Source organism: Streptomyces sp. NPDC045021 (genome assembly GCF_056432645.1).
In genome coordinates this window covers 467,932-481,719 of record NZ_JBWKIQ010000001.1, presented here as the reverse complement: position 1 = coordinate 481,719, position 13,788 = coordinate 467,932, and the positions used below count along the sequence as shown (strand labels likewise).

The window sequence follows — 13,788 nt, the reverse complement described above, 5'->3', positions numbered from 1 at the left end:
CCGTCGAAAAATTGCAGCTTCGCCCTTGGCCTTGGGCAGCGTTCTGCATCCGCGAGCAACGCGTGCGAACAACGGCGCCGAGACCAGTCGGAATAGAGCCCTTCTCGCCGAGACAGATCACTTCTGCTCCTCTGCCGTCGAGCCCCACTGATCGGCACGTGGCGAGCATCCCTCGCGGCATCGGGGCTGACGTAACCCCATTACCGAACCCCGAGCAGAGTCAACCGTCATGCCCACACCAACCCCCGGAGCAGCACGCGATCATCGGTGTACCCCCATGGGTGACCAACCCGCCCACACCGGACACGGATCAGACCGTTCCCGGGAACCCGCGCCGGCGAGAGGGGGCAATCCACGTTTACCTCCGTCCTGCCGGCGCGTACACCCGGCCGCGATCACGTGGCGGCAGGTCCGGGTGCCATCTCCAGAACGATCGGCCGTAACGCTGGCACAGATCGCGGTGAAGGCGAATCCTCGTGACCCAGCGCGCAGGTTTTCGCGTCGCGTATTCGACATGCAACGGCGTCGCCATGATGAGGCGGGGCGTCCACTCCCCGCTGGGGAGGTTGAGGTCAACCCGAGCCAGTCCCCGTACCCGCCCTCGCTGGTGCGGCGGGTGATGTCGTACGGCGCTCCGAAAGACCTCTCGGGCAACCCTCCCGGGACGATTCACGCGGCGCGCAGCGAGGGCTGTCTGCGTGAGCTCTTGAGGGACGCCGGTGAGAGCGGAGCCGTCCGACTCATTGATCTTCAGAATGAGACGATGCAACCAACCCGAGCCCGAGCCCATACGCCCACCAGTACCTGTTGTCAGCACCAGATGCTCCGTCGAGCCACACAGCATGAGATCGACGGTGGCGGCAGAGCCACTTCGATCACCGTTCAACGTGCCACAGAACAGAACTACGTCGTCGAGATCGGGGAGTTCGCTGTCCTCGTGGGTTGTGCCCCAGCTCATCTCGAGATCGAAGTAGACCCACTCGCCGATGGCGAGATCGGGTGCGTAGAAGTGCGACACCTCACGCTCAATGTGGCGGCGGACCTGTCGCAGTCGCTGCAACTCCGCCTGGGTCGCAGTATGAGGAGCAGCCGGGTCCAGGGCCACAGTTGCGACTTGAAGATCAACTTCTATGCTCCATGCAGGAATTCGTCTCGGAACTCGCTCAGGAAAGAACGCTTCGAGACGCCGCCGCGAGAAATAGATCATGTGGTTGAAACGCACGCCACTCCTTGTTGTTGTAGCCCGTGACCATGATGCACGGCCACAAAGGAGTAGATGTGAGCGACCGCTTCATCTCGCCTTGCTTGACGTGCCGGTGGCGCGGAAGAGTGGTTCGGCTACGGCATCGAATCGCTCACCCGACTCGTCCCAGCACTACATGGCACTCGTCGGAGTGCCCGGGATCGAGGTCCGGACACACTGGGCCACGTTGTACAACTCGCTGTGACGCGCCTCCGGCCAGGTGCTGGTCAAGGCCAACGTCTGCGGGTAAACACACGGCGCCGCCGTCTGGCACCTCTGCCAGCACGGCGATGGTGGAATGTACGACACCTACGCGGGAAGTCTCGATGCGGCGTGGGCGACAGCGACGCAGGTTCAGGAAAAATGACCATGAACCGGACCGACTACTACGACGACCCCAACGCGCCCAAGCCCAACAACTCGGTCGTGGCAACGTCCGTCGCACGACGCACCCCTAAGCAGGCGCATCCAGCATGGAGACCGCCTCCCGGCCCAGGTCCGAAAAGGACTATGAACACCGCATGACGTGGATCAAACCCAGCTTCCTGTGGATGATGTACCGCTCCAACTGGGGTACTGATGCCGGGCAGGAGACCGTTCTTGCCGTCGAGATCGATCGCGACGGCTTCGACTGGGCACTGCGCCATGCCTGCATGTCGAGCTACGTTCGCGGGCTGCATCCCGATCGCGACACCTGGCGGCGTGACCTCAAGCGCGCACCGGCCCGCGTCCAGTGGGATCCCGAACGAGACCTGACCTTGCGTCCCCTGCCGTACCGCTCGCTGCAACTGGGGCTCTCGGGCGAGGCATCGTTGCGTTACGCGGGCGAGTGGACCGTATCCATCAGTGACGTGACCCCGCTTGCCCGCGAAATCCGCACGCTCGTCAGTCGCGGTGATCCGGACACCGCAGCCCAACTGCTCCCCCAAGAAGAGCCATATCCCGCCGGTGACGAACTGCTGGCCCACCTGCGTCCGTGACCGGCAACCCGGACACAACGGCCGGCATCGCCAGGGGCCACGCGGCTGCACAGGATCGCCGGGACGGAGGTCAAGCCAGGCGACCCCGCGACGCAGGGCTGCCGCCCGTCGCACGTGCGAGGCAGGCAACACAACGGCAGCCGTTCACGGTCCTGTCACCAGCAGCATGGACAAGGTCTGTGATCGCGGCTTGATGATCCACGTCAAGCCGTGTTCACAGTCCGCTTCGCTGCCGACGCACCTCGCGGGATCGAGGCTGTGAAGGGCGACCATGCGGGCACTGCAGGCCGGTAGAGCCTTGGAGGCCATCTGATGGGGATGGTCCGAACGCTGTCATGCGGAAGCCACCACCTCGCCGGCCATGACTTGGGGAGGGTTGGGGAGCAGCGACGCAAGGTTGTCCCGCACGAAGTCCGCAGCCCTCGAGATTGATTCGTCGGCACCGGCCTGGTCCTGGAAGACGCTGGTCGAGACCATCGCTCCGTCCCCGGTATCGATCCAGTAGTAGGCCACGAAGCCGGAGACCTGGCGCATGAGCGGCACGAACCCCTCGTTCACGAGACGTGCTGCCTCGCGCGGATCGGTCACCCCTTCGTACCGCCGGACTGCTGCGTACATCGCCAAGCTCCTCACGCTGTTCTGGAGTCGTCCTCTGTTGAGACGTCGTACCCCTGCGACGGCTGCCCGGTTCATGAGGCGTCCGGCAATCACCTGAAGGGCCGCGTTGGGTGATCCGAACGGCGGCCGCGGCCCGGACACCTTGGCTCCGGTCCACACCGCTGCTCCGGAACGCGGCCCGGCCGGCCTCCTGGGCAGTGGCTCAGCGCTGCCCGGTCCGTCAGGAAGACGGGACCCTGCTGAGGAAGGCAACGTCGAACTCCTCCAGGCTCCGCGTGATCACGTGCGCCTTCTTCGTCGCCTCGCCCCGGACTCCCGCGACGGCGGCCCGGGAGGCCGCGAGCGATACGCGGTCGGTGTAGAACGCGCCTACCGTGCCCCGGTTCCTGGCACGGTTCATGAGCAGTGACCCGCCCGCGAACCCGGACATCGCCTGGAGCTTGGGCAGTGCGATGTTCTCGAACGCATCCGCCAGCAGGTCGGCGTCGGACGGATCGAACTCCAGGCGGACCATCCGGAAGGCCGCGCCGGTAGCGAGCGGGGTCGCCGGGGGCCGAAAAACCACCGCCTTCCAGATGTCCGTCACCGCGGTCGCCGCGAACGGCGCGATCATCGCGGTGCGACGCTCGCGGAGGCGATCATCACTGGCCTGCTGGCTCTTTTCGTCCTCCCACCATGTGCCCACCGCGAGCTTGCCCAGCTCTTGGTCGACCATCACACCCATGCCGCGGAAGCCGGGCTCACCCGACACCAGATCGCGTCCTTCGGTGCTCAGCGTGTCGACGACACCCCGGAGCTTGGCCGGATCGCCTGTCGCGTAGATCGTACGAACGTACATAGCCCATTCCTGTCATCGGGCGGCGCACCAGAACCGCGCACGCCGGGCACGGGCGAACCCCGGGTGGGATCGCACCCCACGCCCCACGCGATGGCCGGGACGGTTGCGAGGCAAGGCGGCCGGGGCGTTCGGGTGACGTGCGCGCCGCCGCCGGGCGGTCGGTGTGGGTGCGCGAACGAACCGTCTTCGAAGGTCCTGGCGGCCGCTCTCGCCGAGGTCGGGGGCGGCGGAGCACGTTGCCCGTCACCCCCGGAAAAGGACTATGAGCGCCGTTTGGTCCACGTCATCCGGTCCCGTTGCCGGGTCGCCGGGAAGTGGCCGGTGTTTGCCGCGGGGAGCCCGATGTGCGGCGGGTACGCCTGGTGGACGGTGACGGTCGTTCCGGAGTGCAGCGCACGGATCCAGTGCTTCGGCTCGTCCACGAGGTGTTTCTGTTTTTCGACGGGATGCAGGGTGCGGCCCCCGACCGCCGGCGCGCCAACGGTTTCTACGGGTGGGTCGGGCCCAGGGTCCAGTAGACGATGGACAGCGTGGCCATCGAGACGAGGGTGGAGACCATCACCGAGTCGCGGGCGAGGTCGGTGTCCAGTGCGTACTGGCGTGCGTAGATGAACGCGTTCTGGGCGGTGGGCAGCGCGGAGCAGAGGACCACGGCGAGCAGTTGGTGCTGCGGCAGGTGCAGGAGGAGGCCGCCGACCGCCAGGGCGACGAGGGGCTGCACGAGCGTCTTGAGCACGACCGTCACCCCCACCTCGGTGAGCCGGCCCGTTCCGGTGGCGGCCGGGCGGCCGTGCAGCGACATGCCGAGGGTGACGAGGGCGGTGGGAACGGCGGCAGCGCCCAGCAGTTCGCAGGAGTGGCCGAGGGCCGTCGGCAGCTGCCAGCCGCCGGCGGAGACGGCGGCGCCGAGCGCCGAGGCCATGATGATCGGGTTGCGTACCGGCATCATCAGCATCCGGGTGAGGCCGCCGCTCTTCCAGCCGGCCCCGGTGCCGGCGTCGAGCAGGGTCAGGATGACGGGGGAGACCAGCAGCACCTGGAACAGCAGGATCTGGGCGACGAACGAGGCGTCTCCGAGCACCTGCAGGGCCACCGGGATCCCGAGGTTGGCCGAGTTGACGTACCCGGCCGCCATGCTGCTGATCGCCTGGTCGGCGAGCTTGTGGTGGAAGAACCTGCGAGCGGCCAGGAAGCCGAACGCGCAGACCACGACGGTGCCGGCGGCGAAGGCGATCATCGAGGTGTTCGCGAAGGTGTCGAGGCGCGCCTTGGAGATCATGACGAACAGCGCGGCGGGCATGGCCACATGGAAGACGAACCGGCCGAGGACGGATTCCGCCTGATCGCCCAGCAGACCTGTGCGGCTGACGAGGTAGCCGGCCGCGGTGAGTATCCAGATCGGGGCGAAGCTGGAGAGCAGGGAGTGCATGAATCCTCGGGTCCGGGGGGCTCGGGCAGGGCCGGTCGGCGTTTGCCGCCGTCCATGATCCCTGCTCGCTCCCGGGCCCCTCAGGCAGGGCCTCCCGGCTCCCCTCCGGCGCGGCCTGCCGGAGGGAGCGCCAACGGCCGGTCCCGCTGTAGCGCCCGGGCGACGCCGCTCAGGCCGTCAGTGCCTCCGGTGGCTCCTCGGCGCCCTGCGCGCACGCGGTGACCAGCTCGTCCAGGGACACATCCAGCGCCGCGGCCAGGGCTGCCACCGTGAAGAAGGCCGGGGTCGGTGCCCGGCCGGTCTCGATCTTGCGCAGCGTCTCCGCGGACAGTCCGGCCGCGGCGGCCACCTCGACCATGCTGCGGTCGCCGCGGGCCCTGCGCAGCAGTGCGCCGAAGCGCTCACCGCGTTCGCGTTCCCAAGGGGTCAAAGGAGTTCTCACCATAGCCGTGATACTAATACCGGTATAAGTATTGGGCATCATCGAGGTCAACGGGAGTCAGTGGCATGGTGGAGATCAAGACCGACGCGGCGCTGGAAGCGATGCGCGAAGCCGGGCGCGTCGTCGCCCATGCGCTCGCCGCAGTCCGCGAGGCGGCGGCCGTGGGAGTGCGGTTGCGGGAGTTGGACGTCGTGGCCCGGGACGTGCTGGCCGAGGCCGGGGCGCGTTCGCCCTTCCTCGGCTACCAACCGGCGTTCGCCCCGGTCCCGTTCCCCGGGGTGATCTGCGCGTCGGTGAACGACGCGGTCGCGCACGGCATCCCCGACGACTACCGGCTGCGCGACGGCGATCTCGTCAGCATCGACTGCGGGGCCGAACTCGACGGCTGGACCGGCGACGCCGCGATCAGCTTCACCGTCGGCACGCCCCGCCCCGCCGACCTGCGGCTCATCGACGCCACCCAGCGGGCCCTGGACGCCGCCATAGTCGCCGCCATCACGGGCAATCGGATCGGGGACATCTCGCACGCCGTCGGTACCGTCGCCAAGGCGGCAGGTTGCGGTATGCCCGCGGACTTCGGCGGCCACGGCATCGGCCGCCGGATGCACGAGGATCCGCATGTGCCCAACCGCGGCCGTCCCGGCCGCGGCTTCCCGCTGCGGCACGGTCTCGCGCTCGCCATCGAGCCCATGCTGATGGCCGGCGGGCGTGACGACTACCGCACCGCTCCCGACGGCTGGACGCTGCGCACCGTCGACGGCAGCCGGGCCGCCCATATCGAGCACACCGTCGCCGTGACCGCGGAAGGCCCTCGCGTCCTCACCCTGCCCTGATCCGGGGTCAGGGCCGGGTGTCGCTGTGCCCGCAGACCCAGGCCAGCGCGTCGTTCACGCCCTGGATGTAGTCGCGCGGCACCGTGCGCTGGGTCGCGTCCGCGAGCTGCACCACCGCGGCGTCCGCCTCGGCGGTCAGCAGGGGAAGATCCGGTATGCCGTCGCACGAGGCGCCCGTGACCGGGGCCGGATCCCCGCGGCCCAGCGCCCACAGGTACCCCGTCAGCGCGCCCCGGGAGAGCTGCGTCTGCTGGGCCGGCCCCGCCCCGACGGATTCCAGGGCGCGGTACGCCTCCTCGACCTCGGCCAGTGACCTGGTGCCGACGGTCCTTTCCTTCTGCGGCTCTGCTCTGCTGAAGCTCATACCTGTACGTATGTCCCCTCCCGAGCCGCTGATGTGTGCCCGGGAAAGGACGGGTCCTGACCGCCGGTGCCGCGGTGGTCAGGCGCACCCGGCCGGTGCGTTCTTGGCCGGCGTGACGGTGTCCAGGTGGGTCTCCACCCACGCGCGCAGCACGCCGAGCGGCACGGCGACGCCGCGCCCCAGATCCGTCAGTTCGTACTCCACGTGCAGTGGCACGGCCGGGTAGACGGTGCGGTCGACGAACCCGCTGTCCTCCAGGCGCCGCAGGGTGCTCGTCAGGACCTTGGGGCTGATGCCCTGAAGGCGGCGCTGCAGCGCGCCGAAGCGCTGCGGCCCCTCCTCCATCGCTCCGATCGCCAGCGCCGTCCATTTGTTGGCCAGCAGATCCAGCACGTCGCGGCACGGGCACAGGGCGGCGTAGACGTCGTGCTGTGCGTGGTTTCCTGTCGTGCACGTGATGGCCATGGCCACTGCCCTTCTGCGTCGTGGACGGTGGGCGACACGCCGGACGCGCTGCCGCTCACGGCTCCCACCTGTGATGCTTTCCAAAAGATAGTAATGGCCCTTGCAGGTAACCACTACCCCATGGGTAGCGTCCACCGTGTTGACGATCACCGGTCGGCGCCAACGGAGCGCCGGCCCCACCCCCACGCGGAGCCACCAGATGAACGAGAAGCCGACCATGCGCGCGATCACCCAGGACACCTTCGGCGGCCCGGAGGTGCTGTATCTCACCGAGCTGCCCCGCCCGGAGCCGGTGCCGCACGAGGTGCTGGTGCGGGTCCGCGCCGCCGGGGTCAACCCGGTCGACTGGAAGACCCGCGAGGGCGGCGGCATGGCGGGCGCGCTGGGCGCGCCGCCGTTCGTGCTCGGCTGGGACGTCTCGGGCGTCGTGGAGCAGGTGGGGTTCGGCGTGCACACACTGGAGGTGGGTGACGAGGTGTACGGGATGCCGTGGTTCCCCCGGCAGGCCGGCGCGTACGCGGAGTACGTGACCGCCCCGGCCCGGCACTTCGCCCGCAAGCCCGCCACGCTCGACCACGATCACGCCGCCGCGGTACCGCTCGCCGCGCTGACCGCCTGGCAGGCCCTGACCGTCACCGCCGGAGTCACCGCAGGTCAGCGGGTACTGATCCATGGCGCGGCGGGCGGGGTCGGGCACTTCGCCGTGCAGTTCGCCAAGCACCTGGGGGCGCACGTCACCGGCACCGCCCGCGCGCCGAAGCACACCTGGCTGCGCGAACTGGGCGCCGACGAACTGGTCGACTACACCGCGGTCCGCTTCGAGGACGTGGTACGCGACATCGACGTCGTCATCGACCTGATCGGCGACGAGCACGACCGTACGAGTACCCGCTCGCTGGACACGTTGCGCCCTGGCGGGATCGTCGTCGCTGTCCCGTCGGGTGTCTCGCCCGCGCTGATGGAGGCGGCGCGGGATCGCGGAGTGCGGGCCGCGGCGTATCTCGTGGAGCCCGACGGGGCCTCGCTGGCCACGATCGCCGAACTGATCGACAAGGGCGGCATCACCGTCGAGGTCGAGGACGTCCTGCCGCTGGCGGAGGCCGCCGAGGCGCACCGCCGCGGCGAGCAGGGCCGCACCCGGGGCAAGCTCACCCTCCACGTCGCATAGAGGTCGGAAAGGCATTCGAAGTGAACGTCAACCCTGCGGATATCAAGGGTTGAGGGGTGGGGCTCCGTGAATCAACAGGGGCCCCTCCCCGCATTTCCGCCGGGGAGCCCGGAGGGCCGGTGACGCGGCGGCCTGGATCAGGACGGGTCGTGGTTGACCTCGGAGGCCATCCGCGGGTGGAGCACGCCGGGGTAGAGCCGGGCCTTGGCCACCGGCTCGGCCACGCCGCCCTGCGGCACCATCTCGACGACGCCCCAGGGGCTGTCCGGCAGGAGCACCGGGATCACGTACGAGGCCGAGCAGCCGATGCAGTCGTACTGGTCCTCCCAGACCTCCACGTCGACCAGGCTGCCGGGGTTGCGCGCGACGTGCTTGTGCAGGGCGTGGCAGCGGCCGCACTTCTCGCCGGGCTCGCACGTGCTGCCGCACGGGCACGGCAGGTCGAGCCGGACGGGGGGCTGCCAGCGCTGGACGCGGCACGCCTCGGCCGTCTGCGACGTGTGGCGCATGGCCAGGATGTTGCGGGCGGCGACGTTGTACGTCTCACCCGTCGCGGCCATCCGGTCGCGGATCACGTCCTTGCGGGCACGGTTCGTCGTCATACAGTCCTCCAGCGGTTCTCCACGCGGTCCCGCAGAAGGCCGGGAAGACCGGACTGAGGCGATGGCGTGAGTCGATGACCCTTGTCCTCGCCCTCATGACCCACCAGCGCGGGCCCAGGCTCGGAACAGGCAGACGCGGCTGCCGTCCTCCACGGTACCCGGAATCGGTGACGCCGATTTCCCCCGCCGTGGCGGTGCCACGACGGGGGACGGGCGGTAGTGGGCCGGTGCCGGTTACGCCGCGGCTCCGTCCGGGTGCGGGACGGCGGTGACCGGGGCGTCCCAGTCGATGCGGTAGCCGGCCTGCCAGGCCGACTTCTCCGGCTTGTTCAACTTCATGACCAGGGGGAGGAGCAGATCCCGCAGCACCCGGCCGACCGGTCCTGCGGCCTTGTTGCTGTTGGTGCGGTTGGCTTCCTTGATGATCCGCTCGACGCGGGGCCTGCGCAGGTCCTCATAGGCCGCGAACGCCTCCTCGTGGGGCAGGTCACGCAGGCAGCGGGCCAGCTGGACCGCGCTTTCCATGGCGAGCGAGGCGCCCTGTCCCGAACTGGACGAGGCCGCGTGCGCCGCGTCGCCGATCAGCACCATCCGCCCCCGGCTCCAGGCCGGGACCCTCGGCATGTTCTCCATGGGGCCGGCGATCAGCAGGTCGGCGGGGTCGGTCTTCAGCAGCAGGTCCGCAGCGGGGACGCGATCGCCGGTGAACGATCCGGCCAGCACGCGCAGCCACTCCTCGGCGCCGGTCTGCCCGGCTTCGGCCACGGTCATCGGCTCGGGGTGCGGCAGGTTCACGAACCACACACCCGACGAGTCCTCGTGCACCTGGTAGCCGAGGAAGGCGCGCTTGCCGAACATCATGTACATCTTGCCGCCGGTCGGGGGCAGTCCGGTGTTCCTCACAGGGGCGCCGAAGCTGACCAGGCCGCCGTAGTTGGGTTGGGGCGCGTCCGAGTCGATCAGCGAGCGCACCGTGGAGCGGATGCCGTCCGCCCCGATCAGCACATCGGCCGTGGCCGTCGTCCCGTCCGCGAAGTGGGCGGTCACACCGTCCTCGGTCTCCTGCGCGGAGACCAGCCGCTTGCCGTGCACGGTGCGGACACCGCGGCGGGCCGCCTCGTCGTAGAGCACCCGGTACAGATCGGCGCGCCAGACGAACTGCGACGACTCGACGCCGGGCGGGCTGCCGAACTCGCCGAGCCGCTTGCCGTTCCAGCTCTGCAGCACGATGTGCGTGGTGGGCGTGCCGATGGCGCGTACGAGGTCGCCGACTCCGATGACGTCGAGGGCGCCCAGACCGTTGGGCGCCAGGCCCAGCCCGCCTCCCACACCGTCCGCCCTGCTGTCGTAGGCCTCGTACACGGTGGCTTCGATACCGGCTTGGTGCAGGGCGATCGCGGCAACCGGGCCGCCGATGCCGCCGCCGATGACGAGGGCGGTTCGGATGGTGGAGCGCATGACGTGGTCCTTTCCCAGCGGGTTTGTGCGGACACCGTAAGCATCGCATATCCACTAGTTGCAAGTCAACTAGTGGATATGAACCTATGCATCGGTTCATGGTTCACAAGGAGCGCAGGCGAAGCCTTCCCGCTCAAAACGCGAAAACCCCCGCGCCGTCACGGCAGCGGAGGTTTTCGGGCGGAGTTCTTCGGAGGGAGCGTCCGGCCGTCGGGGACCTGGGAGCGGACGCCCCTGGTTGCGGCCGGTCAGCCCACCACGGCGACGGGGGCGTCCCAGGCGTTGTGGTCCACGGTGACCGTGGCCCCGCCGAAGGTCTCCTTCTTGTTCACCGCGTACTGGTGGCCGCGGCGGTGGCCGGTCCACAGGGTGGAGGCGAAGGGGAAGCCGGTGGTGGTGTCCGCGTTGTTGTCGTAGCGGGCGTACCAGAGGGCGTCGGGGAGGTCCGCCGTCCGGTTGGCGGCGGCGGTGGCGATCGCGGCGGCGCTGGACTGGCTGAACCCGTAGAACCCTGCCCAGTAGCCCTTCGCGTGCGCGGCACGGTCCCACGCCTGCACATAGGTCAGAACCGACTGGACGCAGGAGGCGTTGCTGATGTCGTACGCCTCCATGTCCAGGTAGATCGCACTGCCGGCGCGCATCCCCAGCGCGGACGCCTTGGCGACGGCGTCCGCACCGTCCGCCGTGCCCAGCGAGGAGGCGTTGGCGGCGGTGATCCGCTCCGGGTTGCTGCTCGTCTGGCAGGGCGGCTGCGCCCCCACGTACAGCGGGATCAGTTGCCAGCCGGCGGCGTGCACCGACTGCACCCACGAGCTGGTGAGCTGCGGCTGCGCGCAGCCGCGGTTCTTGCCGCCGATGTAGACGGCCGCGGCGCCGTACGGCGAGCTCTTGCGCCAGGCGCTCATCGTGGTCAGGTTCGGGGCGGTGCAGGCGTCGAAGGCCTGACCCGTGAAGACCCGGGACGTCGGCAGCTGCACCACGGTGCGCGACTGGGGCGGCCGCTGCTTCGCGCCGGGGCCCGCAGCGGTGGCGGCGGCCGACGACACGTGGGCGGACGGCCCGCCCGGGGTCCCGGCCGACGGTGTGCTGCCCGCCGGGGACGAGGCGCCCGCCGCCGGCTTGGCGGTTCCTGAAGCGGACGGCTTGGTCGTTCCGGCCGCGGAACCGGCGTCGCTGTCCGAGCCGGTCCCGTCGGCAGCGGTACGCGACTGCCGTGCGCCGTCGCTCCCGCGCGAGGAGACAGCCTCGGCCGTGATGGCGCCGCCGCCGGCGAGAAGGACGAGGCTGGCGACGGAGAGCGCTACGTAGCGACGCTGCTTCGGCTGACGACGGTTCGACACGGGGTCCTCAACAGGTGGGCGGGCGGCGGAGCAAGGCCCGCGGTTCGGTGATCGCCTGAGTAAATATCACTTTCTCCCTCCTGTCGCCAAAACCCATCTCAAGCAACCGTCAAGGACCTGGGGGCTTCGTCCGTTTTGGGGGACGGTGAGGGCTTGGTCGCCGCCGGCCGGACAGCGCGGCGCGCAGCGCACGCGCCACCGGTCCCGCAGCCACGAGGGCGGCGGGACCGGCGAACGGCACTACAGGTCGAGCTGGTACTCGACGGAGCGGTGCGTCGGCAGGTATCCGAGCGCGTCGTTGATGGCCCGCATGTGCCGGTTGCTGTCGGCGGTGTCGGTCAGCAGACCGCCGAGCGCGGGATGGCGGAGGCGGGCCTGCCGGACCGACTCGGCCTTCATCCAACTGCCGAGGCCGTGCCCGCGGTGTTCGGGCAGCACGCCGGTGCCGTAGTGCTGGCCGTCGCCCGTTTCGTCACCGGGGACGACCAGTTCGGTGAACCCGGCGATGGAGCCGTCCGACACGTCGACGGCGGCGGTCGTGTGCAGCAGGTCCCCACGCTTCGCGACCGCTTCCGCGACGGACCGGACCCGGTCCACGTCCCAGACGACCGTGCCGTAGTCGGTGTCGTCCATCGGCATGTCGTCCATGGCCCGGCGCGACGCCGCGAACGTCAGGGCGAGGTCGTCGGGAACGGTTCCGGCCCAGGAGACCAACCGGTATCCGGGGTGCGGTCGTTCGGAGGCCGCGGTGAGCGAGGCGAGGTCCGCGCCCTCCAGCGACAGCCGGGCGTAGGTCAGTGTCAGGACCTTGCGGAAAGCCCTCGCGGACAGGAACCGGTCGCCGGGGGAGTCGGCTTCCGTCTGGGCGAGGACGCAGCGCCGGCCGGCCTCGCGGGCGGCGGCCACGGCCGCCTCCAGCAGCAGGGAGCCGGTGCCGTTGCGGCGCTCGGCCGGATGGACCCGCAGGTCCAGCTCGGCCAGGTGGTCCTGGCCGGTTCGGGTCAGGACGCGCAGGAACGCGGATCCGACCGGGTTGCCCTCGGCGTCGGAGGCCAGCCAGGCGAGCCGGTAGCCGGACGGTGAGGTGTCGGGGTCGGTCAGCGGGGTGATGCGGATGGGCAAGGTGACTCCGTCGAAGAGAAGTGGAAGGCGGCAGAACCCTGGTCCGGCTGCTGAAAGCTCGTACGCATCTGCTGCACACCTCCTGCCGACGGAGCCGGTCCGCGGTGGCCGACTGCCCGGAGAACGTAACGGCAGCACCGAGCGCGTCGCAACGGGAATTGCGCACGCCCCGGACCTGCCGGTACGTGCGCATTCCCTCCCGCCTGCCCGAACCGGCCGGCCGGTTGCCCGATCAGCCGGTCGACCGATCAGCCGGTCCGGGTCAGTGTGAGGTCGTCGACGTCGAACAGGAACCCGCCGCCATCGGCTACACCGGGCCGATCAGCGTCGAATGGGAGGACGCGGGCATGGACCGGCTGCTCGGCGCTCCCGAAGCGCTGGCCTTCATGCGCCGGCTGGCTGCGATCGAGCCCCCACCGCCTCGTTCGACGCGGCGTTCTCCTCGAAATGAACGCTCAGCGGGAGTCCGGCGACGGCAGCAGCAGGTAGGTTCCGCCGGTGTCGTCGACATGCACGACATGCGAGCCGACCCGGACGACCTGCACCGCACCGACCCGCCAGGCGCCGCACGGGCCGCCGCCGTCCGGGAGGGGTCCCCAGACCTCCCGGAAGGTGCTGCCGTCGGGGTTGGTGCCGGTCTCGGTCAGCTTCCCGCCGTCGGCCCTGAGCGTCCCGGTGTCGTCGCCCGCCTCGCCCACGTCATGGTGGAAGCGGACCCGCTCGCCGTCGTACGAGGTACGGCCGGCGAAACCGCGGCTGTCGGCGTAGTACTCGCCGGCCTGCAGCCACACCACGTGGTGCTCCTCGCGGAGCGGTCCGCCGTCGCGGCTGATCCCGGCGCGCAGCCACGCACCGCGGCTGGGAACGTTCATGCCGTCCAGCCTGC

Annotated in this window: 16 protein-coding genes and 1 pseudogene; 4 read left to right on the top strand and 13 right to left on the bottom strand. The window is 69.9% G+C overall.

All coding sequences use genetic code 11. The features are described 5' to 3' along the window. Positions 1–358: 358 nt before the first annotated feature. Positions 359–1,222, bottom strand: coding sequence for an SAVMC3_10250 family protein (locus tag AC07DC_RS02230; protein ID WP_478911018.1), 864 nt, complete (start codon positions 1,220–1,222; stop codon positions 359–361). Between the two features lie 494 nt (positions 1,223–1,716). Here AC07DC_RS02230 and AC07DC_RS02225 point away from each other — a divergent pair, with 494 nt between their 5' ends. Next, entirely contained in the window at positions 1,717–2,223 is a 507-nt protein-coding gene (locus AC07DC_RS02225; RefSeq protein ID WP_478911016.1) for a DUF4291 domain-containing protein, read from the top strand. Between the two features lie 333 nt (positions 2,224–2,556). Here the strand turns inward: AC07DC_RS02225 and AC07DC_RS02220 are convergent, their stop codons facing one another. The 5 genes from AC07DC_RS02220 to AC07DC_RS02200 all read right to left on the bottom strand — a co-directional run bounded on the left by AC07DC_RS02220 (position 2,557) and on the right by AC07DC_RS02200 (position 5,553). Further along, complete coding sequence (locus tag AC07DC_RS02220; RefSeq protein WP_478911014.1) at positions 2,557–2,841, bottom strand: hypothetical protein; 285 nt, start codon at positions 2,839–2,841, stop codon at positions 2,557–2,559. A gap of 220 nt (positions 2,842–3,061) precedes the next feature. Further along, the gene (locus AC07DC_RS02215; RefSeq protein WP_478911013.1) at positions 3,062–3,679 is read right to left on the bottom strand and encodes a hypothetical protein; all 618 of its coding nucleotides are present in this window, start codon (positions 3,677–3,679) and stop codon (positions 3,062–3,064) included. Between the two features lie 260 nt (positions 3,680–3,939). Next, on the bottom strand, positions 3,940–4,101 hold the full coding sequence (locus AC07DC_RS02210; RefSeq protein ID WP_478911011.1) for a DUF4291 family protein: 162 nt from the start codon (positions 4,099–4,101) through the stop codon (positions 3,940–3,942). Between the two features lie 65 nt (positions 4,102–4,166). Next, positions 4,167–5,108: an AEC family transporter gene (locus AC07DC_RS02205; protein ID WP_478911010.1), complete on the bottom strand. Its 942-nt coding sequence runs from the start codon at positions 5,106–5,108 to the stop codon at positions 4,167–4,169. Between the two features lie 169 nt (positions 5,109–5,277). Then, a complete protein-coding gene (locus AC07DC_RS02200; RefSeq protein WP_478911008.1) occupies positions 5,278–5,553 on the bottom strand; it encodes a helix-turn-helix domain-containing protein in 276 nt (91 codons plus the stop codon). Positions 5,554–5,615: 62 nt separating this feature from the next. On the opposite strand from AC07DC_RS02200, the gene map reads away from it, so the two are divergent. Further along, on the top strand, positions 5,616–6,383 hold the full coding sequence (map, locus tag AC07DC_RS02195; protein WP_478911006.1) for a type I methionyl aminopeptidase: 768 nt from the start codon (positions 5,616–5,618) through the stop codon (positions 6,381–6,383). Between the two features lie 7 nt (positions 6,384–6,390). Here the strand turns inward: map and AC07DC_RS02190 are convergent, their stop codons facing one another. Together AC07DC_RS02190 and AC07DC_RS02185 are read right to left on the bottom strand one after the other, a co-directional pair. Then, a complete protein-coding gene (locus AC07DC_RS02190; protein WP_478911004.1) occupies positions 6,391–6,747 on the bottom strand; it encodes a hypothetical protein in 357 nt (118 codons plus the stop codon). Positions 6,748–6,825: 78 nt separating this feature from the next. Further along, positions 6,826–7,212: a winged helix-turn-helix transcriptional regulator gene (locus tag AC07DC_RS02185; protein WP_478911002.1), complete on the bottom strand. Its 387-nt coding sequence runs from the start codon at positions 7,210–7,212 to the stop codon at positions 6,826–6,828. 199 nt (positions 7,213–7,411) lie between these two features. Here AC07DC_RS02185 and AC07DC_RS02180 point away from each other — a divergent pair, with 199 nt between their 5' ends. Then, positions 7,412–8,380 carry an NADP-dependent oxidoreductase gene (locus AC07DC_RS02180; RefSeq protein ID WP_478911000.1) on the top strand — a complete coding sequence of 323 codons (969 nt, stop codon included), beginning with the start codon at positions 7,412–7,414 and terminating at the stop codon, positions 8,378–8,380. Between the two features lie 137 nt (positions 8,381–8,517). Here the strand turns inward: AC07DC_RS02180 and AC07DC_RS02175 are convergent, their stop codons facing one another. From AC07DC_RS02175 to AC07DC_RS02160, 4 genes are all read right to left on the bottom strand, one after another. Then, entirely contained in the window at positions 8,518–8,982 is a 465-nt protein-coding gene (locus tag AC07DC_RS02175; RefSeq protein ID WP_478910998.1) for a hypothetical protein, read from the bottom strand. Between the two features lie 234 nt (positions 8,983–9,216). Beyond that, a complete protein-coding gene (locus AC07DC_RS02170) occupies positions 9,217–10,440 on the bottom strand; it encodes an FAD-dependent oxidoreductase (protein ID WP_478910996.1) in 1,224 nt (407 codons plus the stop codon). Positions 10,441–10,688: 248 nt separating this feature from the next. Beyond that, entirely contained in the window at positions 10,689–11,780 is a 1,092-nt protein-coding gene (locus AC07DC_RS02165; protein ID WP_478910994.1) for a DUF1906 domain-containing protein, read from the bottom strand. Between the two features lie 240 nt (positions 11,781–12,020). Beyond that, a complete protein-coding gene (locus tag AC07DC_RS02160) occupies positions 12,021–12,902 on the bottom strand; it encodes a GNAT family N-acetyltransferase (protein ID WP_478910993.1) in 882 nt (293 codons plus the stop codon). A 248-nt stretch (positions 12,903–13,150) separates the two neighbouring features. Here AC07DC_RS02160 and AC07DC_RS02155 point away from each other — a divergent pair. Continuing rightward, a pseudogene (locus AC07DC_RS02155) lies at positions 13,151–13,353 on the top strand (sugar phosphate isomerase/epimerase); the annotation flags it as partial. 4 nt (positions 13,354–13,357) lie between these two features. Here the strand turns inward: AC07DC_RS02155 and AC07DC_RS02150 are convergent. Beyond that, positions 13,358–13,774, bottom strand: a complete 417-nt coding sequence (locus tag AC07DC_RS02150) for a hypothetical protein (RefSeq protein ID WP_478910991.1) — start codon at positions 13,772–13,774, stop codon at positions 13,358–13,360. Positions 13,775–13,788: the final 14 nt, after the last annotated feature.

Excerpts from the sequence above, each read along its gene's own strand:
- AC07DC_RS02225 (WP_478911016.1), top strand. The coding sequence starts at position 1,717 with ATGGAGACCGCCTCCCGGCCCAGGTCCGAAAAGGACTATGAACACCGC.
- AC07DC_RS02220 (WP_478911014.1), bottom strand. The coding sequence starts at position 2,841 with ATGTACGCAGCAGTCCGGCGGTACGAAGGGGTGACCGATCCGCGCGAG.
- AC07DC_RS02215 (WP_478911013.1), bottom strand. The coding sequence starts at position 3,679 with ATGTACGTTCGTACGATCTACGCGACAGGCGATCCGGCCAAGCTCCGG.
- AC07DC_RS02205 (WP_478911010.1), bottom strand. The coding sequence starts at position 5,108 with ATGCACTCCCTGCTCTCCAGCTTCGCCCCGATCTGGATACTCACCGCG.
- AC07DC_RS02200 (WP_478911008.1), bottom strand. The coding sequence starts at position 5,553 with ATGGTGAGAACTCCTTTGACCCCTTGGGAACGCGAACGCGGTGAGCGC.
- map (WP_478911006.1), top strand. The coding sequence starts at position 5,616 with ATGGTGGAGATCAAGACCGACGCGGCGCTGGAAGCGATGCGCGAAGCC.
- AC07DC_RS02190 (WP_478911004.1), bottom strand. The coding sequence starts at position 6,747 with ATGAGCTTCAGCAGAGCAGAGCCGCAGAAGGAAAGGACCGTCGGCACC.
- AC07DC_RS02185 (WP_478911002.1), bottom strand. The coding sequence starts at position 7,212 with ATGGCCATCACGTGCACGACAGGAAACCACGCACAGCACGACGTCTAC.
- AC07DC_RS02180 (WP_478911000.1), top strand. The coding sequence starts at position 7,412 with ATGAACGAGAAGCCGACCATGCGCGCGATCACCCAGGACACCTTCGGC.
- AC07DC_RS02175 (WP_478910998.1), bottom strand. The coding sequence starts at position 8,982 with ATGACGACGAACCGTGCCCGCAAGGACGTGATCCGCGACCGGATGGCC.
- AC07DC_RS02170 (WP_478910996.1), bottom strand. The coding sequence starts at position 10,440 with ATGCGCTCCACCATCCGAACCGCCCTCGTCATCGGCGGCGGCATCGGC.
- AC07DC_RS02150 (WP_478910991.1), bottom strand. The coding sequence starts at position 13,774 with ATGAACGTTCCCAGCCGCGGTGCGTGGCTGCGCGCCGGGATCAGCCGC.